The 24,399-nt window shown below is 71.9% G+C and carries 22 protein-coding genes; 18 read left to right on the top strand and 4 right to left on the bottom strand.

The window, feature by feature from the left end; translation table 11 throughout:
* Positions 1-233: 233 nt before the first annotated feature.
* Positions 234-2,219 carry an acetate--CoA ligase gene (gene acs / locus BJ971_RS37510; protein WP_184998036.1) on the bottom strand — a complete coding sequence of 662 codons (1,986 nt, stop codon included), beginning with the start codon at positions 2,217-2,219 and terminating at the stop codon, positions 234-236.
* A 227-nt stretch (positions 2,220-2,446) separates the two neighbouring features.
* On the opposite strand from acs, the gene BJ971_RS37505 reads away from it, so the two are divergent.
* Both BJ971_RS37505 and BJ971_RS42420 read left to right on the top strand, forming a co-directional pair.
* Positions 2,447-3,190 (top strand): Fic family protein, encoded by a 744-nt coding sequence (locus BJ971_RS37505; protein WP_184998035.1) that lies wholly within the window; start codon positions 2,447-2,449, stop codon positions 3,188-3,190.
* Between the two features lie 48 nt (positions 3,191-3,238).
* Positions 3,239-3,718, top strand: coding sequence for a PH domain-containing protein (locus tag BJ971_RS42420; protein ID WP_184998034.1), 480 nt, complete (start codon positions 3,239-3,241; stop codon positions 3,716-3,718).
* A gap of 281 nt (positions 3,719-3,999) precedes the next feature.
* On the opposite strand, the gene BJ971_RS37495 is transcribed toward BJ971_RS42420, so the two are convergent.
* Positions 4,000-4,821, bottom strand: a complete 822-nt coding sequence (locus tag BJ971_RS37495) for an HAD family hydrolase (protein ID WP_184998033.1) — start codon at positions 4,819-4,821, stop codon at positions 4,000-4,002.
* A gap of 400 nt (positions 4,822-5,221) precedes the next feature.
* Here BJ971_RS37495 and BJ971_RS37490 point away from each other — a divergent pair, with 400 nt between their 5' ends.
* The 10 genes from BJ971_RS37490 (at position 5,222) to BJ971_RS37445 (ending at position 12,227) form a co-directional block, all read left to right on the top strand.
* The gene (locus BJ971_RS37490) at positions 5,222-5,794 is read left to right on the top strand and encodes a dihydrofolate reductase family protein (RefSeq protein ID WP_184998032.1); all 573 of its coding nucleotides are present in this window, start codon (positions 5,222-5,224) and stop codon (positions 5,792-5,794) included.
* 402 nt (positions 5,795-6,196) lie between these two features.
* Positions 6,197-6,595 carry a DUF4190 domain-containing protein gene (locus tag BJ971_RS37485; protein WP_184998031.1) on the top strand — a complete coding sequence of 133 codons (399 nt, stop codon included), beginning with the start codon at positions 6,197-6,199 and terminating at the stop codon, positions 6,593-6,595.
* Between the two features lie 235 nt (positions 6,596-6,830).
* On the top strand, positions 6,831-7,928 hold the full coding sequence (gene ssd / locus BJ971_RS37480) for a septum site-determining protein Ssd (protein WP_221478927.1): 1,098 nt from the start codon (positions 6,831-6,833) through the stop codon (positions 7,926-7,928).
* A 197-nt stretch (positions 7,929-8,125) separates the two neighbouring features.
* The gene (locus tag BJ971_RS37475; protein WP_184999302.1) at positions 8,126-9,328 is read left to right on the top strand and encodes a TadA family conjugal transfer-associated ATPase; all 1,203 of its coding nucleotides are present in this window, start codon (positions 8,126-8,128) and stop codon (positions 9,326-9,328) included.
* Positions 9,325-10,113 (top strand): type II secretion system F family protein, encoded by a 789-nt coding sequence (locus tag BJ971_RS37470; RefSeq protein ID WP_239087564.1) that lies wholly within the window; start codon positions 9,325-9,327, stop codon positions 10,111-10,113. Before BJ971_RS37475 ends, BJ971_RS37470 begins: the two co-directional genes overlap by 4 nt.
* 163 nt (positions 10,114-10,276) lie before the next feature.
* On the top strand, positions 10,277-10,486 hold the full coding sequence (locus tag BJ971_RS37465; protein ID WP_184998030.1) for a hypothetical protein: 210 nt from the start codon (positions 10,277-10,279) through the stop codon (positions 10,484-10,486).
* Positions 10,483-11,133 (top strand): type II secretion system F family protein, encoded by a 651-nt coding sequence (locus tag BJ971_RS37460; protein ID WP_184998029.1) that lies wholly within the window; start codon positions 10,483-10,485, stop codon positions 11,131-11,133. The genes BJ971_RS37465 and BJ971_RS37460 overlap by 4 nt, the downstream gene beginning before the upstream one ends.
* Positions 11,134-11,152: 19 nt before the next feature.
* Positions 11,153-11,335: a DUF4244 domain-containing protein gene (locus tag BJ971_RS37455; protein ID WP_184999300.1), complete on the top strand. Its 183-nt coding sequence runs from the start codon at positions 11,153-11,155 to the stop codon at positions 11,333-11,335.
* A complete protein-coding gene (locus BJ971_RS37450) occupies positions 11,332-11,742 on the top strand; it encodes a TadE family protein (RefSeq protein ID WP_184998028.1) in 411 nt (136 codons plus the stop codon). The genes BJ971_RS37455 and BJ971_RS37450 overlap by 4 nt, the downstream gene beginning before the upstream one ends.
* Positions 11,743-11,837: 95 nt before the next feature.
* Positions 11,838-12,227: an Rv3654c family TadE-like protein gene (locus tag BJ971_RS37445; RefSeq protein WP_275411382.1), complete on the top strand. Its 390-nt coding sequence runs from the start codon at positions 11,838-11,840 to the stop codon at positions 12,225-12,227.
* A gap of 219 nt (positions 12,228-12,446) precedes the next feature.
* Here the strand turns inward: BJ971_RS37445 and BJ971_RS37440 are convergent, their stop codons facing one another.
* Complete coding sequence (locus tag BJ971_RS37440; RefSeq protein ID WP_239087562.1) at positions 12,447-14,837, bottom strand: DEAD/DEAH box helicase; 2,391 nt, start codon at positions 14,835-14,837, stop codon at positions 12,447-12,449.
* A 141-nt stretch (positions 14,838-14,978) separates the two neighbouring features.
* Between BJ971_RS37440 and BJ971_RS37435 the strand changes: the two genes are divergently transcribed.
* The 6 genes from BJ971_RS37435 (at position 14,979) to topA (ending at position 22,965) form a co-directional block, all read left to right on the top strand.
* Positions 14,979-15,350 carry an STAS domain-containing protein gene (locus BJ971_RS37435; RefSeq protein WP_184998025.1) on the top strand — a complete coding sequence of 124 codons (372 nt, stop codon included), beginning with the start codon at positions 14,979-14,981 and terminating at the stop codon, positions 15,348-15,350.
* Positions 15,347-15,787 carry an ATP-binding protein gene (locus BJ971_RS37430; protein ID WP_184998024.1) on the top strand — a complete coding sequence of 147 codons (441 nt, stop codon included), beginning with the start codon at positions 15,347-15,349 and terminating at the stop codon, positions 15,785-15,787. Before BJ971_RS37435 ends, BJ971_RS37430 begins: the two co-directional genes overlap by 4 nt.
* A 320-nt stretch (positions 15,788-16,107) precedes the next feature.
* Positions 16,108-18,474: a sodium-translocating pyrophosphatase gene (locus tag BJ971_RS37425; protein ID WP_184998023.1), complete on the top strand. Its 2,367-nt coding sequence runs from the start codon at positions 16,108-16,110 to the stop codon at positions 18,472-18,474.
* A 75-nt stretch (positions 18,475-18,549) separates the two neighbouring features.
* Positions 18,550-19,080: a hypothetical protein gene (locus tag BJ971_RS37420; RefSeq protein WP_184998022.1), complete on the top strand. Its 531-nt coding sequence runs from the start codon at positions 18,550-18,552 to the stop codon at positions 19,078-19,080.
* Between the two features lie 16 nt (positions 19,081-19,096).
* The gene (locus tag BJ971_RS37415) at positions 19,097-19,945 is read left to right on the top strand and encodes a hypothetical protein (RefSeq protein WP_239087561.1); all 849 of its coding nucleotides are present in this window, start codon (positions 19,097-19,099) and stop codon (positions 19,943-19,945) included.
* Positions 19,946-20,142: 197 nt separating this feature from the next.
* Positions 20,143-22,965 (top strand): type I DNA topoisomerase, encoded by a 2,823-nt coding sequence (topA, locus tag BJ971_RS37410; RefSeq protein WP_184998021.1) that lies wholly within the window; start codon positions 20,143-20,145, stop codon positions 22,963-22,965.
* Positions 22,966-22,998: 33 nt separating this feature from the next.
* Here topA and BJ971_RS37405 read toward each other — a convergent pair whose 3' ends face one another.
* Positions 22,999-24,312, bottom strand: a complete 1,314-nt coding sequence (locus BJ971_RS37405; protein ID WP_184998020.1) for a D-arabinono-1,4-lactone oxidase — start codon at positions 24,310-24,312, stop codon at positions 22,999-23,001.
* Between the last annotated feature and the right edge of the window lie 87 nt (positions 24,313-24,399).

Below are 24,399 nucleotides of genomic sequence, written 5' to 3'. Positions count from 1 at the left end.
GCACGCTGGGTGCAGCGGACGGCGGTATTTCGGCCCCGGATTCGGAGCTCACGTGAACGTATGCAAACGCACCGATGCGTAGGAAGGGGTTGGCGACATTGATGGACGATAGAGACCCGTTATGGTTTTTCCATATTGCAAGCACCGGCAAATGGCCAGAAATTGGGCCGTAGCCTTGAAACGGCGGCAGACCCCTACGATCGCAGGTCTGCCGCCGTCAATAGATGGTTGTCTCAGTCTTCGGACTTGCTCCCCTGCATGCCGGAGGAGATCAGGTCCATCACGGCGGAGTCCTGGAGCGTCGTGACGTCGCCGAGCGAACGGTGCTCGGCCACGTCCTTCAGCAGGCGCCGCATGATCTTTCCGGACCGGGTCTTGGGCAGCTCGGCCACCAGCATGATCTGACGCGGCTTGGCGATCGGGCCCAGCTTCTTGGCCACGTGGTTGCGCAGGTCCTGAATGAGTTGCTCGCCCTGGTCGCCGGAAGTGTCCACATTGCCGCGCGGAATGGTGAACGCCACGATCGCCTGGCCCGTCGTCGGGTCGGTCGCGCCGACCACGGCCGCCTCGGCCACCGACGGGTGCGAGACCAGCGCCGACTCCACCTCGGTGGTGGAGATGTTGTGGCCCGAGATCAGCATGACGTCGTCGACCCGGCCGAGCAGCCAGAGCGCGCCGTCGTCGTCCTTCTTGGCGCCGTCGCCGGCGAAGTAGACCCACTCGTCGCCCACGCCGGCGCCCTTGCCGAAGCGCGACCAGTACGTGTCGATGAAGCGCTTGTCGTCACCCCAGATCGTGCGCAGCATCGACGGCCACGGGTCGCGCAGCACCAGGAACCCGCCGCCGCCGTTCGGCACCGACTCCGCCTCGTCGTTGACCACGTCCGCGGAGATGCCCGGCAGCGGGGTCATCGCCGAGCCGGGCTTAGACGCCGTGACGCCGGGCAGCGGCGAGATCATCATGGCGCCGGTCTCGGTCTGCCACCAGGTGTCCACGATGGGGCAGTTGTCGCGGCCGACGTGCTCGCGGTACCACATCCAGGCCTCGGGGTTGATCGGCTCGCCGACGCTGCCGAGCAGGCGCAGCGACGACAGGTCGTGCTTGGCCGGGATGTCGTCGCCCCACTTCATCATGGTCCGGATGAGGGTCGGCGCGGTGTAGAGGATGCTCACCCGGTACTTGTCGACGATCTCCCAGAACCGGCCCTTGTGCGGCGTGTCCGGTGTCCCCTCGTACATGACCTGGCTGGCGCCGTTGGAGAGCGGGCCGTAGACGATGTAGGAGTGCCCGGTGACCCAGCCGATGTCCGCGGTGCACCAGTAGACGTCGCTCTCCGGCTTGATGTCGAAGACCGCGTTGAACGTGTACGACGCCTGGGTCAGGTAGCCGCCGGTGGTGTGCAGGATGCCCTTGGGCTTACCGGTCGTGCCCGAGGTGTAGAGGATGAAGAGCGGGTGCTCGGCGTCGAAGGCCTGCGCCTCATGCCGGTCGTCCGCCCGCTCGACCGTCTCGTGCCACCACAGGTCCTTCTCGCCCCAGGTCACCTCCTCACCGGTACGGCGTACGACAAGCACGTGCTCGATGCTCGGGCACTGCGCGACGGCCTCGTCGACGGTCGGCTTGAGCGCGGACGGCTTGCCGCGCCGGTAGCCGCCGTCGGCCGTGATGACCAGCTTGGCGTCGGCGTCCTGGATCCGGGTGGCGAGCGCGTCGACGGAGAAGCCGCCGAAGACGACGCTGTGCAGCGCGCCGATCCGGGCGCAGGCCAGCATCGCGACCGCGGCCTCCGGGATCATCGGCAGGTAGATCGCGACCCGGTCGCCGGCGGTCACGCCGAGCTCGGTGAGCGTGTTCGCCGCCTGGGACACGCTCTTGAGCAGGTCCGCGTAGGTGATCGTGCGGCTGTCGCCGGGCTCGCCCTCCCAGTGGATCGCGACCTTGTCGCCGTTGCCGGCCTCGACGTGGCGGTCCACGCAGTTGTACGCGATGTTGAGCTTGCCGCCGACGAACCACTTGGCGAACGGCGCGTTGGACCAGTCGAGCACCTGGTCCCACCGCTCGGCCCAGTCGAGGCGCTCGGCCTGCTTCTCCCAGAACGCCAGTCGGTCCTCGGCGGCCTCGTCGTACGCCTCCGCCTTGACGTTGGCGCTCGCGGCGAGGCCGGCCGGTGGCGGGAACGTCCGCGTCTCCGAGTACAGGTTCTCCAACGTCTCACTCATGCCGGGGCTCCGCTTCCCTGTTATTGATGATTCGCTCGCTCATGAGGGCTTGTGTGAACACTAGTTCTGCCGGGGGTACCCGGCGAGATAGCGTCTTCTGGCCGCGCCGAGCGGCACTCGGTGCGCGCCAATCGGGCACGACATGATCGATACTGCGCGAATCTTGCCACTTCTGAGCCGCTTCGCGCATCCCGTGTTTCGGGTCTTTTTCCGGCTACCGTTGCCCCGTGACTCCGGATCCGCTCGCCCCGCTGCTCGCGCTCGCCGACGTCGAGCCCGCCTTCACCGCCGCCCGGGAACGCGTCGACGCCGCGCTGCGGCATCGCTCGCTGCGCCGCAAGGGCGGCCAGGTCGCCGCCGAGGTCAGCCTGCGCGCCTCCGTCGCCAGCGCGGCCCTCGAGGACCACCGGTACGACCTGGAGGAGGTACGCGCCGGAACGGTCACCGATCCCGTGCTCCAGGGCGCCCTGCGGGTCGCCGAGGGGCTCGGCGGGCTGGTGGACCTCTGGCCCCGCGCGCCGCGCCAGGTCCTCGCCCGGCTGCACATGCTCGCGGCCAACGGCGTGGTGCCCGACGACGCGCTCGGGCGGCTGCAGAGCGGTGCGGACCGCATCGACGCGCTGGCCGGGCTCGTGGCCGGAAACGATCGGACCCCTCCGATGCTGCTCGCCGCGATCGTGCACGCCGAACTGATCACCCTGAGGCCGTTCGCTGGCCCCTCCGGGGTCGTCGCGCGGGCGGCCGCGCGGCTGACGCTCATCGGGCGCGGCTTCGACCCGCGCGGCCTCGTCGGCGTCGAGGCCGGCCACCTGGCCCGCGAGCCCGAGTACGTCGGCTCGGCGGGCGCGTACGCCACGGGTACCCCGGACGGCGTGCGGTCCTGGCTGCGGCACTACGCGGCGGCGGTCTCGGCGGGTGCCGACGAGATCGCGGCGATCGGCGACGAGGTCCTCGCCCCTGCGGGCGGATAGCGTCCCGATGCGTTTACCCGGACCGCGCGTCGTGGGCATACTCGCGTGGTGGGAGACGAGTGGGTCCGCCCGTACACGCCCGGCACCGGCCGCTGGCTCGTGATCGGCTGGGAGGCGATCGCGCTAGCCCTGTTCGGGTGGGCGACCGTCGAGCAGTTCGGGCTGGCCGAGCCGCTCGTCCGCATCGTCGCCGGCGCCATCGCGGCCGGCTGGGTGGTGGGCGGCTGGCGGATCTGCGAGATGGGTGTCTACGTCGGTCCGGGCGGGGTGCGCATCCGGGGGCTGCTCCGGTCACGGACGCTGAGCTGGGCGGACATCGCGCACGTCCGGCTGCACCGGCACACACACCGGATCGGCGGGTGGGAGATCGAGGGCGGGATGACCGTCCTGATCGAGCGCCACGACGGGACGACGGTCAACACGGAGCTGTGGGCACAAGGCGTCGACTTCCACTCCCGGCCGCACGTGTTCCGCGCGGTCTACCAGGAGCTGCGCAACCGGCACCGGGCCGCGATCGCGGCGGCCTGAACGTGAGGACGGCGCCTCCGAGGAGGCGCCGCCGCTTCGCACGTCCAGACCGGGTTATCAAGCGTGCACCTGGGTCGTTGTCGACAGTCCTGATGAGGTGCCGCCGCAACGTGCCTGCCGTGGCTGATCGCGCGTGGGTTCCCGGTGGCCGTGCACGGATCCTGCTCCGAGGTCCGCGTGTTCTTTCTACGCCGGTCAGCGCTTGATCGCCAGGGTTCCGGCGGGAAAAAGTTACTTACCGTCATCCGTCAGACGCTTTGCGCTTAAGGCCGTGTGACCCCTTACGCCATGGCGGCGCGGGTCCGGCGGTGCCGGCCGTAGATGGCCAGGCCGATCGCCACGCCGACCCCGACGCCGATCGCGGCCGCGGCGACCGGCACCGCGGGGCGTTCCCGCAGCCTGCGGCCCAGGGGGATCGGGTGGCGGAACTCCAGCACGGGCCACGAGCGCTCCAGCGCCACCCTGCGCAGCGTCCGGTCCGGGTTGACCACGCTCGGGTGGCCGACCGCCTCCAGCAGCGGCAGGTCACTGCTCGAGTCCGAATAGGCGTAACACTCCGCTAGGTCATAGTCACGCTCGGCGGCCATCGCGCGGACGCCGGCGACCTTGCTCGGGCCGGCCGCGTAGAACTCCACCTCGCCGCTGTAGCGCCCGTCGACGATGCCCATCCGGGTCGCGATCACGTCGTCGATGCCCAGCTGGGCGCCGATCGGGCGCACCATCTCGTCGCCCGACGCCGAGACCAGCACCACGTCGCGGCCCGCCGCCTGGTGCTCGCCGATGAGGACCGCGGCCTCGGCGTACACGTAAGGGTTGATGAGCTGTTCGAGGGTCTCGGCCACGATCTGCTGCACCTGCTCGACCTTCCAGCCCTTGCACAGGGCGGCCAGGTAGTCGCGGGTGCGCGCCATGGTCTGCTCGTCGGTGCCGCCGAGCCGGAACATCAGCTGGGCGTAGGCGGATTTCACGACGTCGCGGCGGCTGATCAGCCCATCGCGGTAGAAAGGCCGTCCGAAGGCCAGCGCGCTGGACTTGGCTATGACGGTCTTGTCGAGGTCGAAGAACGCGGCACTCTGGCCCACGGGCCGAAAGTGTAGCCGCATGGTGCATAGCGGCGGCCCAGGAGGCGCCGAGTGGTCACGGAAGCGCGACATGAGAAGGACGGTCACCCTGGGTACTCGACGGTGGCGCGGTACTGAGGCATGCTTATGTTGCGACAGGGATTCACGTTGTCGGCCTGCTGTAGCGACAATCCCACCCGAATTCTCGGTGGTTGCGCCCCCCGCGATCACCGGGTCCGATTCGGCTCGACCCCCCCGGAGCCGAATCTCAGGACGGCCCCCGACTCCCCCGTCGGGGGTCGTTCCCTTTCCCGGCCCGGTCGCGTTTCCGGCCCGGTCGCGGCGGGTGTTCGGCGGATCGTGTCGATTCGGGGCGGCGGCGTTCGTAGCGGAAGTGAGAGGCGGCCCGACGGGCGGCCACAGGACTACCGAGGTGAACGACATGGCCGTTACCTACACCTTCGATATCTTTGCCAGCCTCGACGGCTACGGCGCCGCTACCGGCGACTGGACGGGCTACTGGGGTAAGCAGGGCCCGGAGCTGCTCGAGCACCGCCTCGCCCTGTACGAGGCCAAGCAGCGGATGGTCTTCGGCGCCAACACGTATCGGACGTTCGCCGGCCTGCTGGCCTCGAACACCGAGGAAGCGGTGCGTGACCCGTGGGTCACCCGGATGTGGAACATGCCGGCGACGGTGGTGTCGACGACGCTGACGGAACCTCTCGACTGGCCGGACGCGACCGTTGTCAGCGGCGACGCCGTCGACGTTGTCGCGCGGCTCAAGGAGCGGTCGGAGGTGCCGCTGCGGTCGCACGGCAGCCTGTCGCTTAACCGGGCGTTGATGGCCGCCGGCCTGGTCGACCGCGTACAGGTGACGATCTTTCCCGTCATCACCGGTCAGAACGGCCTGGAGCCGATCTTCCGGGGTGCGGCCGACTTCGACCTGGAGCTGCTTGAGAGCCGGACGCTCGACGGCCGCATCCAGGAGCTGATCTACCGGCCTACCCTTCACTGATCCGTACGGTTCTGCGGCCAGGTCCAGGCGACTCTGACGATGGTTAGCAGGAGCGCCAACTCGACGGCGGTGCCGAGGATGTAGTAGATCCAGCTCTGGCCGACGATCGTCACGGCGGCGGTTACGGTCGACGTAGGCGAACACGAAGAGCGTGGCGATCCACAGGCCGCAGAGTGCGATCTTCACGTCCACCTTCGCGTCGTGAAGCTGATCCTTACCCATCGACGGTGTCCCCGGTTGGCCGACATCGCCGGACAGCGTCGAGTGTGTAGTGGGGCGGCAAGCTTGCGGGCTGTGGCGCGTTCGCGGCTTAGGTGCCGGGTGGTCGAGCCGATCGTGTGGGTGCCGGCCATCTGCTCCGGCCGCGGTCACCTTGGTGGCCGATACGGAAGGGGTTCGCATATGGCGCATCACTACCCGCCCGCTCCGGCCGATTTCCACCCGGATGGGCGTTATGCAGCGGATCCCAATCTGGGAGTGCCGGCGACGCCGAACCAGTACGCGCCGGGCTCTTACACGGGTGCGTCGCGTTTGCCGGCGTCGGCGGGCTTTGGGCAGTCGCCGGGCAGTGCCGCGCACTGGATGGTGCCGACCGGGCGGTCCTGGCAGTCGATCGCCGCGGGTTATGTGGCGTTGTTCGCCATCGTGCTTTGGTTCCTCGGTCCGGTGGCGCTCGGCCTCGGTGTCTGGGCACTTTCCAAGGCCTCGCGCGACCGTAGCCATGGCCGGGGCCGGGCCATCTTCGCGGTGGTCGTCGGCGTCTTGGCAACCGGAATGCTGTTAATGCTGGCCACGCTGTAGGCCGGGCGCCGACCGGCGTCCGAAGGGGCTTCGAGATCTCGGGCGCCCTGCTACCTCCGTACAGAGGTGGCAGGGCGCCCGAGTTTTTTGTGCTTGCCGATAGCAGATCGGCCGGTCTGGCGGGAGCTGTCCACAGGTAGGGGAGTTATCCACAGGCGGGAGCCAGCCGGTTGAGCGGGCCGCGGAGGAGCGGAACGGTGGGTGCCCAACCGCCCGCCGTACCCGTGGAGCCGCGATGTCAGCCCGCACTTCCGTCCGAACCGGACCGCGCCTGCCGCTCGTCGTGACCGCCGATCCCGACCTCCTCGACGACCTGCTGCGCCTGGCCGCGGCGGGTGGCACGGAGGTCGACGTCGCCCCGGACCCGGTGGCGGCCCGAGCGCGCTTCGCGGCCGCCCCACTGGTGATGATCGGCGTGGACCAGGCGGCGGCCTGCCTACGCGCCCGCCTCCCGCGGAGACCGCGAATGGTCATAGTGGGCCACACCCCGGCGGTGGTGGCCGCGTGGGAGGTGGCCGAGAGCCTCGGCGCCGAACACGTCGCCGAGCTGCCGGCGGCCGAGCCCTGGCTCGTCGACCGCTTCGCCGAGCGCCCGGACGCGACCCCGCCGGGCCGGATCCTCGCCGTGATGGGCGGCCGTGGCGGCGCGGGCGCCAGCATTCTGGCGGGTGCCCTCGCCGTGACCGCGGTGCGCACCGGCCATCGCACGCTGCTTGTCGACGCCGACCCGGTCGGTGGCGGTCTCGACCTGGTGCTGGGCTGGGAGGGCGTCGACGGGCTGCGCTGGCCGGCGCTCACGGGCGCGGGCGGCCGGGTCGACCCGCCGGCGCTGCTCACCGCGCTGCCGCACCGGGGTGACCTGGTGCTGCTGTCGTTCGCCCGCGACGAGGTGCTCGCGGTGCCCGGCGAGGCGATGGCCGCGACCCTGGACGCCGCCCGCCGCGGCCGCGACGTGATCATCGCGGACCTGCCCCGCCAGCTGGACGACGCCGCGGCGCTGGCGCTGGCGGCGGCCGACCGCGCGATCCTGATCGTGCCGGCCGAACTGCGGGCGACCGCGGCGGCCGCCAGGGTCGCGGCCGTCGCCGGCCTGCATTGCCCGAATCTCGCGGTGGTGGTGCGGGGACCGGCGCCGGGCAAACTCAAGGCGCGCGAGGTGGCCCGGTCCATCGGGCTGCCGCTGGCGGGATCCCTAAGGCCGGAGGCCGCGGTCTGCCGGGCGCTGGAGAAGGGCGACGCGCCAGCCGCGGACGGGCGCGGACCGCTCGCGGAGCTGTGCAAACGACTGCTCAGGCAGCTGGCAACCGACGAGCGGTCCGGGGTCGCGGCATGACCGCGACGCCGTTCATCCCGGGCACGGCCGCCGCGTCCACCCCGGCAGACCGGCCGGGCTCGCGGTGGTCGGGGCCGGTTGGTCCGGCTGGGTTCGCTGTCGGGTCTGCCTCGGCGGACCGGCCGGGCTCGCGGTGGTCGGAGCCGGTTGGTCCGGCTGGGTTCGTTGTCGGGTCTGCCTCGGCCGGGCGGCATGCCCTGCGCGGGGCCGGGTCGGGTGGGCCGGCGTCGGCTGGTGTCGCCGAACGGGTGCGGCGGCGGTTTGCCGCCGACGGGGTTGACGCCACGCCGGCCGCCGTGGTCGCCGCTGTGCGGGGCGAGCCGGGCGCGGCGGTGCTCGGGGACACGACCGTGCTGCGCCTGGCCGACCGGGTCCATGACCAGCTCATCGGTGCCGGTCCGCTGGCGCCGCTGCTCAAAGATCCGCAGGTCACTGATGTGCTTGTGAATGGCGTGCAGGTCTGGGTCGACCGCGGGGACGGCCTGCGGCGCGCGGCCGTCGCCCTCGGCGGCCCCGACGACGTCCGGCGGCTGGCCCAGCGCCTCGCGGGAGCGTGCGGTCGGCGGCTTGACGACGGCCAGCCCTATGCCGACGCGCGGCTCCCCGACGGGACCAGGCTGCACGCGGTGCTGCCGCCGGTGGCGACCGGCGGGCCGTACCTGTCGCTGCGGACGTTCCGGCAGCGGCCGTTCAGCCTCGGCGATCTCGTCGAGCACGGCACGGTGCCGCCGGAGCTGGCCCCGCTGCTGGCCGCCGTCGTCGATGCGCGGCTCGCGTTCCTGGTCACGGGCGGGACGGGCTCGGGCAAGACGACGCTGCTCGGCACGTTGCTCGCCCTGGTGCCACACACCGAACGGATCGTGCTGGTCGAGGACGCCGCCGAGCTGCGGCCGCTGCACCCGCACGTGGTCGCGCTCCAGGCGCGGACCGCGAACGTCGAGGGCGCGGGCGTGGTCGGCCTCACCGACCTGGTGCGCCAGGCACTGCGGATGCGCCCCGATCGGCTCGTCGTCGGCGAGTGCCGGGGCGCCGAGATCGTCGACCTGCTCGGTGCCCTCAACACGGGGCACGACGGCGGTGCCGGAACCCTGCACGCGAACGCGCCGGCCGACGTCCCGGCCCGGCTGGAGGCGCTGGGCATGCTCGGCGGGCTGCCGCGGGCCGCGCTGCATGCGCAGGTGCTGGCCGCCCTACAGGTCGTGCTTCAGGTCCGGCGTACCGATCGGGGCCGGGTCCTCGAGTCGGTCGGGGTGCTGCTGCCCGAGGGGGAGCAGCGGCTGGTCACCGTGGTGCCGGCCTGGCGGCGGGGTCGCGGTGCGGGACCGGGCGCGGAGTCGCTGGCCCGGCAGCTGGCCGAACGCGGCGTCGCGGTGCCGCCGGTCCTGGCGGCGCGGCCGTGAGCTGGGCGGTGTGGGTGCTGGCGGCCGTGCTGCTCGCCGCGGCCGCCGCGGTGGCGGTCTGGCCCGCGCGCACGGTCATTCGCCGGCTCGAGGAGCGGCGGCCCGCGCGGCCGGCCGTGCCCAGAGTGGACCTTGGACGGCTCCGGGAGTGGGCGCGGGAGTTCTCGGGCCGCCGGCCGAGGCGGGTCCTGGGTGCCGCCGCGCTGTCGGGGGCGACGGCGGGAATGATCGCGGCGGGCCCGGTGGCGGGCTTCGTCCTGGCGGCCGGCGGCGTGCTCGGCATGCGGGCGGTGCTGCGGCGGGCGGCCCGGCGGCGGGCAGCGGCGGCACGGTCCCGCAGCCTCGACGAGCTCACCGCCCTCGCTGCCGACCTGCGCGCGGGTCTGGCGATGGGTGGCTCTTCCGCGGTGTCGGGCCCACTCGGCTCGCCGGGGGACTCGCCGGCGGATCGGCGGCTCGCCGATCTGGCCGCGGCCGTGTGGCGGCTGGCCGAGCGCACCGGCGCGCCCGCCGCGGACCTGGTCGAGCGGATCGAGGCAGACGCGCGGGCGGACGACCGTTCCCGGGCGACGGCGGCCGCGCAGGCCGCAGGCGCCCAGGCCACGGCCCTGCTGCTGGCGGCGTTGCCGGTCGGCGGGATCGGGCTCGGCTACAGCGTCGGCGCCGATCCGCTTCAGGTGCTGCTGCATACGCCGCTCGGCGCGGCGTGCGCGGTCGGCGCGGTGTTGTTGCAGTCGGCCGGGCTGCTCTGGGCGGACCGGCTCGCGAACGGGCCGGCGCAATGACCGAACCGATGTGTGGCGCCGCCGCGGTGCTCCGCCCCGGCGGCTGGCCCGATGACCGAACCGATGTGTGGCGCCGCTGCGGTGCTCCGTCCTGGGGGACTGGCCCGATGACCGAACCGATGTGTGGCGCCGCTGCGGTGCTCCGTCCTGGGGGGCCGGCCCGATGACCGAGCCGACGTGTGGCGCCGCCGCGGTGCTCCGCCCTGGCGGGCCGGTGCGGGTGCCGTTCCGGCCGTGCTGTGCGGCCGCACTGCTGCTCGCCGCGCAGATACCCGGGCCAGGGAAGTCGGCGGGCCAGGAGGGCGTGGCGTGTCCGCACGAGGTGGCCTCGCTGCCCGACATGGCGCCGCTCGCGGGTGAGGTGCGTCCGTGAGCGGTGTCGCCCGGCGCCTGTCCCGGCTGGACGGGCCGCCGCTGGCCTCATCGCGCCGGGCCTCGCGGATTCTCATCGCGGTCGCCGCCGGCATCGGGGTGACGGCGTTCGGCGGGCGCTGGTGGGCGGCCGTCATCGGGCTCGCCGTCGGGTTCGCGGTCGAGCGTCACCTGCGGCGACGGGAGCCTGCGCAGGTGCGGGACGCGCGGTTGCGTGCCGTCGCTGACCTGCCGCTGAGCTGCGATCTTCTCGCCGCGGCGCTGCGGGCGGGCGCTCCCGTCGACCGGGCGGTGTCCGCCGTCGCCGAGGCGCTCGGCGGCCCGCTGGGTGAGCGGCTCGACCGGGTCGGCCGTTCGCTACGGCTCGGTGCCGATCCCCCGGAGGCGTGGGCGCACCTGGCCGACGTCGCCGGCGCGAACCGGCTCATCGCGTCCGCGGTCCGGTCCAGCGCCAGTGGCGGGGCGCTCGCCCGCGCGCTGACCCGGATCGCCGACGATCTGCGCGGCGACCGGGCGGCGGCCGCCGATGCCGCCGCGCGCCGCGCCGGGGTCCTCATCGTGCTGCCGCTCGGGCTCTGTTTCCTGCCCGCCTTCGTGCTCGCCGGCCTGGTGCCGGTGGTGGTCGCCGTCCTCGGCGACGTCCTCTGACAACCCGAAAAAGAAGGAGATCCACGTGCGCAGACTCATCGCCCGCCTCGCGGTCCTGCGAGGCGACGAAGGCATGAACACCGCGGAGTACGCGGTCGGCACGCTCGCCGCCGTCGCGTTCGCCGGCGTCCTCTACAAGGTGGTCAGCAGCCCGGGCGTACAGGCGGCGCTGACCGGGGTCATCAACGAGGCCCTGAAGTGAGCGGGCGCCGGTGGCCCGTCCGCCTGCCGGCGCACGGGCGTGATCGCGGGGCGTTCACCGCCGAGCTGGCGGCCGGGCTGCCGGCGCTCATGCTGCTCCTGTTCGCGGGCCTCACCGCGGTCGGCGCCGTGACGACGAAGGGCCGATGCGTCGACGCGGCCCGCGAGGGCGCACTGGTCGCCGCCCGAGGCGGGCCCGGCACCGAGAACGCCGCCCGGATCGCACCCGCCGGTGCGGAGATCGACCTCTCCGGCGACGCGGACGCGGTGACGGTGACGGTCCGCGCGCCGGTGCCGATCCTCGGCGGCCACCTTCCGTCGATCACGGTCGAGGCATCCGCGACCGCTGCCCGAGAGCCGGACGGGACGGGGTCCGGCGGATCGGGCGCGGCGGCAGGGGTCCGATGAAGTCCGGGCCGACGCGCGACGAACCAACCGAACCGCCCTGCGGCGCCGATGACGAGCACGGACGAGTCCGCCCGGGAAGCTGCGGCCGAGTCCGCCTGGGAAGATGCGGCCGAGTCCGCCCGGGACGATGCGGCCGGGATCGCGGGGCGGCTTCGATCTTCGTGCTGGCGGTCGGGCTGGTGCTGGTCGCGGCCGGCATCGCCGGGGCGGCGATCGGCGCGGCGCGAACAGGCCGGCACGTCGCTCGGACGGCGGCCGATCTCGGCGCCCTCGCCGGCGCGGTCCGAGCGGTCGAAGGCCGCGAGGCCGCGTGCGGGAGAGCCGCACAATTCGTGGCCGCGAACGGCGGCCGGCTGACCTCGTGCCACCTACAGGGCCTCGACATCGTGATCGAGGTCGAGGTGGCCGTGACGCCCCTACCCGGCCTCACCCGCCGGGCAACAGCAGCCGCCCGAGCAGGCCCAATCACCGCACCAGCCGGCTGACCCACCTTGCCGGGGTGACCCTGCCCTGCTCGACCTCGGCGAGCCCGACCTAGCGCAGCCCAGCGCGGCTTGGCCCTGCTTGGCCCGGCCTGGCCCGGCCTGGCTCGGCTTGGCCGGCTTCGCTTGGTCCGGTCCGGCTGGCCCGGCTTGAGCGGGTTCGGCTCGGGTTTGCCCCGTGCGGCCTTGCGCGGTCGGGCCCAGTTCTCTTCGTCGGGCGGGTCAGGTTGGGAGGGCGCCTAGGACCGCGTCCAGGACGGAGATTGCGCCGTTTTTGTCCAGCGGGCTGTTGCCGTTGCCGCACTTCGGTGACTGCACGCAGGACGGGCATCCCGTCTCGCAGCCGCACGACGCGATCGCCTTGCGGGTCGCCGACAGCCAGGCGGCCGCGGTTCCGTATGCGCGTTCCGCGAAGCCCGCTCCACCCGGGTGCCCGTCGTACACGAACACCGTCGGGGCCTCGGTGTCCGCGTGGTTCGCCGTTGACAGGCCGCCGATGTCCCAGCGGTCGCACGTGGCCATCAGCGGCAGCAGCCCGATAGCCGCATGCTCCGCCGCGTGCAGCGACCCCGGCACGTCCGGTGCCCGCACCCCGGACGCCGCCAGTAGAGGAGGCGAGATCGTGAACCAGACCGCCACCGTGCGTAGCTGGCGGGGCGGCAGGTCCAGCGGCCGGGTGTCGATCACCTCGCCCGAGCCGATGCGGCGCCGCTGGTACGACACCACCTGGTTGGTCACGTCCACCTCGCCGAGGAACAGGCCCACCGGGCCGGCATCCACGTACTCGCGGACCGACACCACCGACAGCTCCGTCACGTCCCGGGCGTGGGTCGAAAAGTCCGGCTCCGACGCCCGGACCAGGGCCACCGCGTCCTCCAGGTCGAGGTCGTCCACCACATAGGAGGCACCCTGGTGCAGGTAGACCGCGCCCGCATGCAGCATCACGTGGGACGAGCCCTGGTCGACCGTGCCGAGCAGGCGGCCGGTCGCCGATTCGACCACCGAGACCGGGGCGCCGCCGGTGCCGCGCAGGTCGACCTCCGGCCTGCCCCGGTGCGTCCAGTACCAGCCCGACGGGCGCCGGCGCAGTGCGCCCGACGCCGTCAGGGCCTCCGCGGCCACCCGGGCGGGCGCGCCGCCGAACAGCTCGAGGTCCGACTCCGTCAGCGGCGCCTCGGACGCCGCGCGGCAGAGCTGTGGGCCCAGCACGTACGGGTTGGCCGGGTCCATGACCGTCGCCTCGACCGGGCGGCCGAACAGCGCCTCCGGGTGGTGCACCAGGTAGGTGTCCAGCGGATCGTCGCGGGCCACCAGCACCGCCAGCGCCTCGCCGCCCGCGCGGCCGGCGCGGCCCGCCTGCTGCCACAGCGACGCCCTCGTGCCCGGGTAGCCGCAGATCAGGACCGCGTCCAGGCCGACCAGGTCGACGCCGAGTTCCAGCGCGTTCGTCGACGCCAGCGCCAGCAGTTCGCCCGAGAGCAGGGCCTGTTCGATGGCCCGCCGGTCCTCCTTCAGGTAGCCGGCGCGGTATGCCGCCACCCGCTCGCCCAGGCCCGGTACCGCCTCGTCGAGGCCGCGCCGGGTCATTGTCGCGACGACCTCCGCGCCGCGCCGGGAGCGGACGAACGCCAGCGTCCGGATGCCGGCGACGACCGCGTCGGTCAGCAGGTCCGCTGTCTCGCGCAGCGCCGACCGGCGGACGGGCGGGGTCTCGACCTCCAGGTCTTCCAGGGACGGGTCTTCCAGGGACGGGCATTCCAGGGACGGGGGCAGCAGCGGCGGCTCCCAGAGCGCGAACGTCACCGCCCCGCGCGGCGACGCGTCCTCGGTCACCGGTGTCACCGGCAGGCCGGTCAGCCGGGATGCCGCCTCGCCCGGGTCGCCCGAGGTCGCCGACGCCAGGATGAAGGTCGGCCCGCCGCCGTAGCCGGCCGCCAGCCGGCGCAGGCGGCGCAGGACGTGTGCCACGTGCGAGCCGAAGACGCCCCGGTAGGTGTGGCATTCGTCGATCACCACGTACGAGAGCCGGCGCAGGAAGGTGGCCCAGCGGGTGTGCGCCGGCAGCAGCGTGTGGTGCAGCATGTCCGGGTTTGTCAGCACGAACCGCGAGTTCAGGCGGATCCACTCGCGCTCCTCGCGCGGCGTGTCACCGTCGTATGTGGCCGGCCGCACCCCGTCGAGGCCCAGCCGGGAGAGCGCGCGCGACTGGTCCGCGGCCAGGGCCTTGGTCGGCGACAGATACAGCACCGTCGCTCTCGGATCGATCAGCAATTTGGTCAGTCCGGGCATTTGGTACGCCATCGACTTGCCCGAGGCGGTGCCCGTCGCCAGGACGACGTGCTGTCCCTCGTGCGCCAGTTCCGCCGCGGCGGCCTGGTGCTCCCACGGCGCCGTGATGCCAAGACCCTCGTACGCGGAGACAAGCGCGGGCGCCGCCCAGCCGGGCCAGGAGGTCGTACGCCCAGGTCGGGTGGGTTCCCGGCGCACGTGGGTGAGCGGCGAACCGCCGGCCGGTGCGACGGCGCGGGCGCGCAGCCGGTGCAGCAGTTCGGCGGGTCCGAGCCCGGGAGGCGCGCCGCGCGCGGCCGGAATGCCCGGGACGGTCGTGGTCACGTGCTGCACTGTGACACCGCCGTACCCCGAACCTCAAACGGGTACCACGGAGGTGCCGACGCGGCGGTCCCCGACCGGCGGTGGTTAGATTCGCTGTGGAGATCGGCTGCCTGAAGGCTTGACCCCGAGGGAGGAGGACCGATGGAGCTGTCGCTGACGACCCGGGCTGTCGGCGAGCACACGGTGCTCGATGTCGGCGGTGAGGTCGATGTGTACACCGCGCCCCGCCTGCGTGAGCGCCTCGTCGAGTTGGTCGACGGCGGTTCGCGGCACGTCGTCGTGGATCTCGCGCGCGTCGACTTCCTCGACTCCACCGGCCTGGGTGTGCTGGTCGGCGCCCTGAAGCGGCTGCGCGCCGCGAACGGCACGTTCGGCCTGGTCTGTTCGAAGGAACCGCTGCTCAAGATCTTCCGGATCACCGCGCTCGACCAGGTGTTCCCGATCTTCCCCTCCGTCGAGGCGGCCATCTCGACGTCGGCCGGAGATGGCGACGACCTCAACCCGTCGGCGTGATGGCAACGGTTCGGCTGTCGTTCTCTCCCGCGCCGGTGCATGTCCGCACCGCCCGGCTGGTCGGTGTCGCGGTGGCCCGGCGCGCCGGTGTCGCCGAGGAACTTCTCGATGAGGTCCGGCTGGCGATCGGCGAGGCCTGCACCCGCGCGGTCGCCCTGCACCGCCAGTACGGCCTGCCGGACCTGGTCATGGTGGAGATGTCCGACTCCGACGCCTACACGGTCCGGGTCGTCGACCGCGCGCCGATCGAGGCGAGTGTCGGCCTGGCCAAGTTGCCACCGGACGAGCTCGCCGACGAGTCGCTCACCGACGAGGCGCTGACCACCGGCGTCGGCTTCGCGCTGCTGGCCGGCTTCGTCGACGATCTTCAGGTGCGCCCGGTCGACGAGGGCGCCGGCACCGAGGTCCGCATGGTCTGGCCCGTGCACCGCCGCTGACCTCGAACGGGCGGGACCGCGCGGGTGAAAAAGTCTGCGGAAATCCATGTTGGGCGCGGGGCGCGGTGACACCCGGGCAAGTAGCGGAGCCTAGGCCGTAACCGATTCCCGCGCCAACCGCTAACACAGCGGTAAACATCACCACGACACGGCCGGATCCGGGTGTGACCACTGACACGTCTGGCCGATACAGTACGCCGGTAATCAGCTACTGCTCCCTGGTCCCGCGTTCCGCGGGCCCGGGTGTCGTCTCCCCGAGCAGGGAGTGCGCCCGCGGTTTCGTCCGCTGTCGGGTGCGTTCGGCGTACAGGAGGACATTGATGTCCGGGACCTCCGTATATCTCGCCGCGGAAAGCGGCGGGGTGTCCCTAAGCAGTGAAAACGTCACGTATGTCATCGTCGCGATCGCCTTTGCGCTGGTGGCGCTGGCGTTCGCCGCTGTTTTCGTCAAGTCGGTGCTCGCTGCCGGTCGCGGCACGACAAACATGCAAGAAATCGCGGGGGCGGTGCAGGAAGGCGCGTCCGCGTACCTGTTCCGGCAGTTCAAGACCCTCGCCATCTTCGTGGTGATCGCGGTCGTGCTGCTGTTCCTCCTGCCGGTGCACAACACCGACAGCGAAACCGCGGTGAAGATCGGCCGGTCGCTGTTCTTCATCGTCGGCGCGGTCTTCAGCTCGTTCATCGGCGGCGCCGGCATGGCGCTCGCCACGCGGGCCAACCTGCGTGTCGCCGCGGCGGCCGGCGAGTCCGGCGGCCGCGAGAAGGCGATGGGCATCGCGTTCCGCACCGGCGGCGTGGTCGGCTTCCTCACCGTCGGCCTCGGCCTCTTCGGTGGCGCGCTGGTCGTGCTGATCTACCGCAACGACGCGCCGACCGTGCTCGAGGGCTTCGGCTTCGGCGCCGCGCTGCTCGCCATGTTCATGCGGGTCGGCGGCGGCATCTTCACCAAGGCCGCCGACGTCGGCGCCGACCTGGTCGGCAAGGTCGAGCAGGGCATCCCGGAGGACGACGCGCGTAACCCCGCGACGATCGCCGACAACGTGGGCGACAACGTCGGCGACTGCGCCGGCATGGCGGCCGACCTCTTCGAGTCGTACGCGGTCACGCTGGTGGCGGCCCTGATCCTGGGCCAGGCGGCGTTCGGCCCGGACGGTCTGATCTTCCCGCTGATCATCTCGACGGTCGGTGTGGTCATCGCGATCGTGGGTGTCTTCATCACCCGGCTGCGGGCCTCGGACAAGAACGGCCTCACGGCCATCAACCGGGCGTTCTACATCTCGGCACTGCTCTCCGCGGTCATCGTGGCGGTCGTCAGCTTCGTCAAGCTCCCGGACAGTTTCGCGGGCTTCGGCGCCGACGCCGGCATCGACGCGGACGTGATCGCCAGCGGCGCCAACCCGCGCTGGGTCGCGATCGGCGCCGTGGTCATCGGCATCGTGCTGGCCGCCGCCATCCAGGCGCTGACCGGCTACTTCACCGAGACCGAGAAGCGCCCGGTGCAGGACATCGGCAAGTCGTCGCAGACCGGCGCGGCAACCGTCGTGCTGGCCGGCATCAGCGTCGGCCTCGAGTCGGCCGTCTACTCGGCGCTGCTCATCGGCGCCGGCGTGTTCGGCGCGTACCTGCTCGGCGGCACGTCCATCACGCTGTCGCTCTTCGCGGTCGCGCTGGCCGGCACCGGCCTGCTGACCACGGTCGGCGTCATCGTCGCGATGGACACGTTCGGCCCGATCTCCGACAACGCGCAGGGCATCGCGGAGATGTCCGGCGACATCGACGAGAACGGCGCGCGGATCCTGACCGAGCTCGACGCGGTCGGCAACACCACCAAGGCGATCACCAAGGGCATCGCGATCGCCACGGCCGTGCTGGCCGCGACGGCGCTGTTCGGTTCCTACACGAACACCCTGCAGTCGTCGCTGGCGGACGCGGGCATCTCGCCCGACCGGATCGGCACCGAGATCCTCAACATGCTGAACATCTCCAACCCGCGCAACCTGGTCGGCCTGCTGATCGGCGCCGCGGTGGTGTTCCTCTTCTCCGGCCTGGCGATCAACGCCGTCTCCCGCTCCGCGGGCGCGGTCGTGATGGAGGTTCGCCGCCAGTTCCGCGAGTTCCCGGGCATCATGGAACGCACCCAGCGCCCCGAGTACGGCAAGGTCGTCGACATCTGCACCCGGGACGCTCAGCGCGAGCTGCTCACCCCCGGTCTGCTCGCCATCCTGGCGCCGATCGCGGTGGGCTTCGGCCTCGGCGCCGGCGCGCTGGCCTCCTACCTGGCCGGTGCGATCGGCGCGGGCACCCTGATGGCCGTCTTCCTGGCCAACTCGGGTGGCGCGTGGGACAACGCCAAGAAGCTCGTCGAGGATGGCGCGTACGGGGGCAAGGGCTCCGAGGCGCACGCCGCGACGGTCATCGGTGACACGGTGGGTGACCCGTTCAAGGACACCGCCGGCCCGGCCATCAACCCGCTGCTCAAGGTGATGAACCTGGTGTCGCTGCTGATCGCGCCTGCCGTGATCACCCTCAGCATCGGCACCGAGCAGAACAACGCGGCGCGGATCACGCTCGCGGTCGTCGCGGCGCTGATCGTGGCGGGCGCGGTCGTCTGGAGCAAGCGCAAGCCCATCTCGATGGGCGAGGAAACCCCGGCCGCCGAAACCCAGTCGGAGCGCATCAGCGCCTGATTGGATCGACGTACAGGAGGGCGCCCGGCACTCGCCGGGTGCCCTCCGCCGCGTGATGGCCGTACGCTGCAATCCATGCGCACGGCCCGCTCCGCATCCTCACTCATCGTTCTTTCGCTCGTCGTGACACTGGGTGGTTGCGCCGGCGGTCCGGCACCCCGTGCCTGGGCCGCGTCGGTCTGCACGGTGCTATCGCCCTGGCGCAGCGAGATCGGCACCCTGGCGACCCGCACCCAGCAACAGATGACCGCCGAGACGACGCCGGCGCAGGCCAAGGAGAACCTCATGCGGCTCTTCGGCGGCGCGGAGTCGGCAAGCGAGAAGGCTCGGGCCGGCGTGCAGCGGGCCGGCGTGCCCGACGTCGACGAGGGCCAGGAGGTCGCGGAGGGCTTCACCGCCTCGCTGAGCGCGATGCGCGACGCGTACGGGCGGGCCAAGACGGGGGTCGAGGCGCTCGCGACCAGCCCGTCCAAGGACTTCTACGCCAAGGTCGCGTCGGTCGTGGAGGTCCTGAACACCGAATACCGGGCGAGTGAGCTGGACACCAGCCGGCTGGATTCCGAGGAGCTCAAGAAGGCGTTCGACGAGGCGCCCGAGTGCCGATGATGGAGCCCCGCTGATCATGGCCGAACCCGGCTGGCCGCTGATTCCGCGCGAGGTGCTGCCCGCGCCGGTTCAGCCCGCCCAGCGCGGCCGGCGGCGCGCGGTCACGACCGTGCCGGCCGGGCGGCAGCTGTCGATCTTCGGGGTCGAGGCGGCGGACCCGTCGCTGTTCGACCTGGCCGGCCTGCTCGCCGGCCCGGGCCGGCTGAACCGGATGGGCGGTACGGCGCGGGTCTGCGTCCGGGTCGACGCCGCCTGGCGGGTGCACGTGCTGGTCGACGAGCTGGTCGCGCGCGGCCTGGTGGTCAACTGGGCGCCGGTGACCGGCGAGGAACGGGACGAGCCGGTCGCCGAGCTCACGGCGGAGCCGGTGGAGCAGACGATGGCCGCCGATCCACAGGACGTCCCCGCGGCGGAGCCGGTGGCCGCCGACCCGCCGGACGCGCCCATGCCGGAGCGCCCCGTGGAGGACCTCGCGGAGGCGCCGGTAGGTAAGAAGGAGAACGCTGAGCCCCGTACCGTCGCTTTCGAGGTCCGGACCGCGTTCAGCAGCAGGTTGAACGCGCTCGCCCGGGCCTGGCCGCCGGCCGCCGACAAGCTCTTCCTCGGCGGGCCGCGGCTGCGGCTCTGGGTCGCGGCGGCGGGCGAGCCGCGCCCTCAGGGATACGCACTTGGTCTGGATCCCGACGGTTTTCTTGACAAGGCGACCGATGCCGCTCTGACCCGGGCCGGGCTCGCGGGCACGATCCAGGCCGGTCCTGCCTACGTGATCGCAGGTCGCAGGCGCCTCGCGCGCCTCGCGGAACTGGTCGGGGAGCGGCCCGCGGCGGCGCCCGAACGGCTGTGGCCGGGCGGCGCGAGTGCATGATCTTCCCCGATTGTGTACGACACGACGCCGTGTTCCCGGTGTACGGTGTCGCCGTCGGACGCATGCGGTGGCCGGACCGTTACCATCCGACTTCTGCATGCCCGGGGAATGTCAGCTCGTCCGGCGCGTTACGTTGAACGTCCGCACGTCCGTCGTCCGCGACGGAACGCCGAGCGAGTGGAAAGTATGGGAGCGCCGTGCCGGAGAAAGCCAGGACGACCCGTCTGGTCATCGTCGAGTCCCCGTCGAAGGCCAAGACGATCGCCGGCTATCTGGGGCCCGACTATTTCGTCGAGGCCTCCTTCGGCCATGTCCGCGATCTGCCGCGTAACGCCGCCGACGTCCCCGCCAAGTACAAGGGCGAGCCGTGGGCGCGGCTCGGCGTCGACGTCGACAACGGCTTCCAGGCGCTCTACGTCGTCTCCTCCGACCGCAAGCAGCAGATCGCCAAGCTGACCAAGCTGGCCAAGGAAGTCGACGAGATCCTGCTCGCGACGGATGAGGACCGCGAGGGCGAGGCCATCGCCTGGCACCTGGTCGAGACGATCAAGCCCAAGGTCCCGATCAAGCGGATGGTCTTCCACGAGATCACCAAGTCGGCCATCCAGGCCGCCGTCGCCAACCCGCGCGAGATCGACCGGGACCTGGTCGACGCGCAGGAGGCCCGGCGCATCCTGGACCGTCTCTACGGGTACGAGGTCAGCCCCGTCCTGTGGAAGAAGGTGATGCCCCGCCTGTCCGCCGGGCGTGTCCAGTCCGTGGCGACGAGAATCGTTGTCGAGCGCGAGCGGCAGCGGATGGCGTTCCGCTCCGCGGAGTACTGGGACATCAACGCTCAGCTCTCGGTGCAGGGCAAGGTCGAGGGCACCCGCAACTTCCAGGCGACGCTCATCGCGCTGGACGGCGACCGGATCGCCACCGGCCGCGACTTCGAGCCGACGACCGGCCGGGTCAAGCCCGGCGCCGGCGTCGTGCACCTCGACGGCGACGGGGCCCGCGGGCTCGCGGCGCGCCTCGAGGACCGGCCGTTCACGGTCACCCGGGTCGAGGAGAAGCCGTACCGGCGCCGGCCGTACGCGCCGTTCATCACCTCGACGTTGCAGCAGGAAGCCGCCCGCAAGATGCGCTTCTCCTCGTCGCAGACGATGCGCACGGCCCAGCGGCTGTACGAGAACGGCTACATCACCTACATGCGTACGGACTCGGTGAACCTGTCCGAGACCGCCATCACCGCGGCCCGCCGCCAGATCGCCGACCTGTACGGCCCGAACAACGTGCCGCCGCAGCCCCGCCGCTACACGGGCAAGGTCAAGAACGCACAGGAGGCGCACGAGGCGATCCGCCCCGCGGGCGACAACTTCCGCACACCCGGCGAGGTCGCCGGCGAGCTGTCGGCCGACGAGTTCAAGCTCTACGAGCTGATCTGGCGCCGCACGGTCGCCTCGCAGATGACCGACGCCGTCGGTAACTCCGTCTCGGTGCGGATCCGGGCGGTCTCCACCGCTGGCGAGGAGGCCGACTTCGGCGCCAGCGGCAAGACGATCACCGACCCCGGCTTCCTGCGTGCCTACGTCGAGTCGTCCGACGACGAGAACGCCGAGTCCGAGGACACCGAGCACCGCCTGCCGAACCTGGTCAAGGACCAGCCGCTGACGCCCGAGGAGCTCAACGCGGTCGGCCACCACACCTCGCCGCCCGCCCGCTACACCGAGGCCTCGCTGGTCAAGGCCCTGGAGGAGCTGGGCATCGGCCGCCCGTCGACGTACGAGTCGATCATGCGGACGATCCAGGACCGCGGGTACGTGGAGAAGCGCGGCCAGGCGCTGATCCCGTCGTTCATCGCGTTCGCGGTCGTCGGCCTGCTCGAGGGGCACTACCCGCGGCTTGTCGACTACAACTTCACCGCCGCGATGGAGACCCAGCTCGACGACATCGCCGGCGGCGACCACGCGGCGCTGGACTTCCTCACCTCCTTCTACTTCGGCAGCGACCTGGGCGCGGACGACTCGATCGCCAAGGCCGGCGGCCTGAAGAAGATGGTGACCGAGAACCTCAGCGAGATCGACGCCCGCGCGGTCAACTCGATCCAGCTCTTCAAGGACGACTCGGGCCGCAACGTGGTGGTCCGCGTGGGCCGCTACGGGCCCTACCTCCAGCGGGCGCTGCCCGAGACCACCGAGGAGGCGCCGGAGGACCGGGTCTCGATCCCCGAGGGTGTCGCGCCCGACGAGCTGACCCCCGAGAAGGTCAACGAGCTCTTCCTCGGCGGCGGCGGCGAGCGCAGCCTGGGCGACGACCCGGCGACCGGCGAGCCGGTGCAGCTCAAGTCCGGCCGCTACGGCCCGTACGTCTCCAGCGGCGAGCGCAAGTCCTCGCTGTTCAAGACGCAGACGCCGGACACGCTGACCCTGGAGCAGGCGCTGCGGCTGCTGGAGCTGCCGCGCACGGTCGGCAAGGATCCGGAGGGCGTGGAGATCCTCGCGGCCAACGGCCGCTACGGGCCGTACGTGAAGCGCGGCGAGGACTTCCGTTCGCTGGAGAGCGAGGACAAGCTCTTCACCGTCACCCTGGACGAGGCGCTCGCGCTGCTCGCCGCCCCGAAGCTGCGGCAGCGCCGCGCGGCGGCCCCGCCGCTGCGCGAGATGGGCCCGGACCCGCTCACCGAGAAGCCGATGGTGATCAAGGAGGGCCGCTTCGGCCCGTACGTGACGGACGGGGAGTTCAACGCCTCGCTGCGCCGCGGGCAGACGCCCGAGGAGCTGACCGTCGCGCAGGCCTCCGAGATGCTCGCCGAGAAGCGCGCGAAGGGCCCGGCGCCGCGCAAGAAGGCGGCCGCCAAGAAGGCACCCGCGAAGAAGGCGGCCGCCGGAGCCGAGGGCGCGCCGGCGAAGACCGCCGCGAAGAAGGCGCCGGCGAAGAAGGCCGCCGCCAAGAAGGCCACCCCGGCGAAGCGTGCCGCCAACGCCTCCCCGGCGGCGAAGAAGGCCACCCCGGCGAAGGCCAGGGCCAACGCCGAGTAGTCCTGTGGATGGGCCTGTGGATAACTTTTTTCCTCAGGCCCCCAGCACGCGGTCGAGGTAGGCGTTGGAGAAGACCCGGCCGGGGTCGAGCTGGTCGCGGACGGCCAGGAAGTCGCCGAATTTCGGGTACGCCCGGCGCAGCGATTCCGCGTCCCGGTAGTGCAGCTTGCCCCAGTGCGGGCGTCCACCCAGCGGCTCGCAGACCGCCTCGAAGGCCCGGAAGTACGGCTCGTACTCGCTGCCGCTGAACTGGTGCACGGCGAGGTAGGCGGAGTCGCGGCCGTAGCCGTGCGACAGCCAGGCGTCGTCCGGGCCGGTGAACCGCACCTCGACCGGGAACTGCACCTTGAACGGCAGCCGCTCGATGATCCTCGGCAGGGCCGAGAGCACCTCGGTCAGGCACTCGCGGGGGATCTCGTACTCCATCTCGGTGAAGTGGACCCGGCGCGGCGTACAGAAGACCCGGTCGGAGCGGTCGGTGTAGGTCCGGGCCGTCAGGGCGCGGGCGGAGACCGCGCTGATCGCCGGCACGGTGGCGGGGATCGCCCGGCCCAGCCGGCAGACGCCCTGGAAGACGGTGTTCGCCAGGAACTCGTCGTCGAGCCAGCCGCGGAACCGCGACAGCGGCCGGTCCGAGGCCTGCACCTTGTTGTTGCGCTTGAGCTGGGCCCGGTCGGTGTAGGGGTACCAGTAGAACTCGACGTGGTCGTTTGTCGCGATCTGCTCGTCCAGCCCGTCGAGCACGTCGACCAGGCGCATCGGCCGCTCGTCGGCGAGCAGCGTGAACGCCTCGACGCAGCGCAGGGTCACCTCGACCAGCACGCCGAGGGCGCCGAGGCCGATCCGCGCGGCGGGGAAGTGCGGCGAGGCCGAGTCGATCTTCTGCACCTGACCGGCGCCCGTGACCAGTGTCACGGACTCCACACAGGAGGCCAGGGTCGAGTGGTTTCGGCCGCTGCCGTGCGTACCGGTGGAGATCGCGCCGGCGACGGTCTGCTGGTCGATATCACCCAGATAGGGCATCGCCAGGCCGTTCTCCGCCAGGATCTGGTTCAGCCGGTGCAGCGGCATCCCGGCCTGGACCGTGACCAGATTTCCGGAAATCTCCACCAGCTCGCCCATGCGATGCAGCAGGAGCCGGCGGTCGTCGGCGACCGCGATGTCGGTGAACGAGTGTCCGCTGCCGACGGCCTTGACTTTCTGTCCGGTGGCGGACGCCTCCTTGACGACGGCCGCCACCTCGTCGACGCTGCCAGGGGTCAACACCTCGACGGCGACGGACTCCTGGTTGCCGCCCCAATTGCGCCAGTGACGCGCGGCTACGGGGGTTGAGTTGTCACTGGTCATTACGGCTGAGTCCTCCCGACGAGCGGACAGTCGCACAAAACCGGGAATGCCGGGTGTCGTCGGCGTCCCGTCGATGCTTCTCGCTCG

Source organism: Amorphoplanes digitatis, assembly GCF_014205335.1.
Lineage (GTDB): Bacteria > Actinomycetota > Actinomycetes > Mycobacteriales > Micromonosporaceae > Actinoplanes > Actinoplanes digitatus.
The sequence above is the reverse complement of the archived record's forward strand: the minus strand, read 5'-3'. Positions and strand labels throughout refer to the sequence as shown.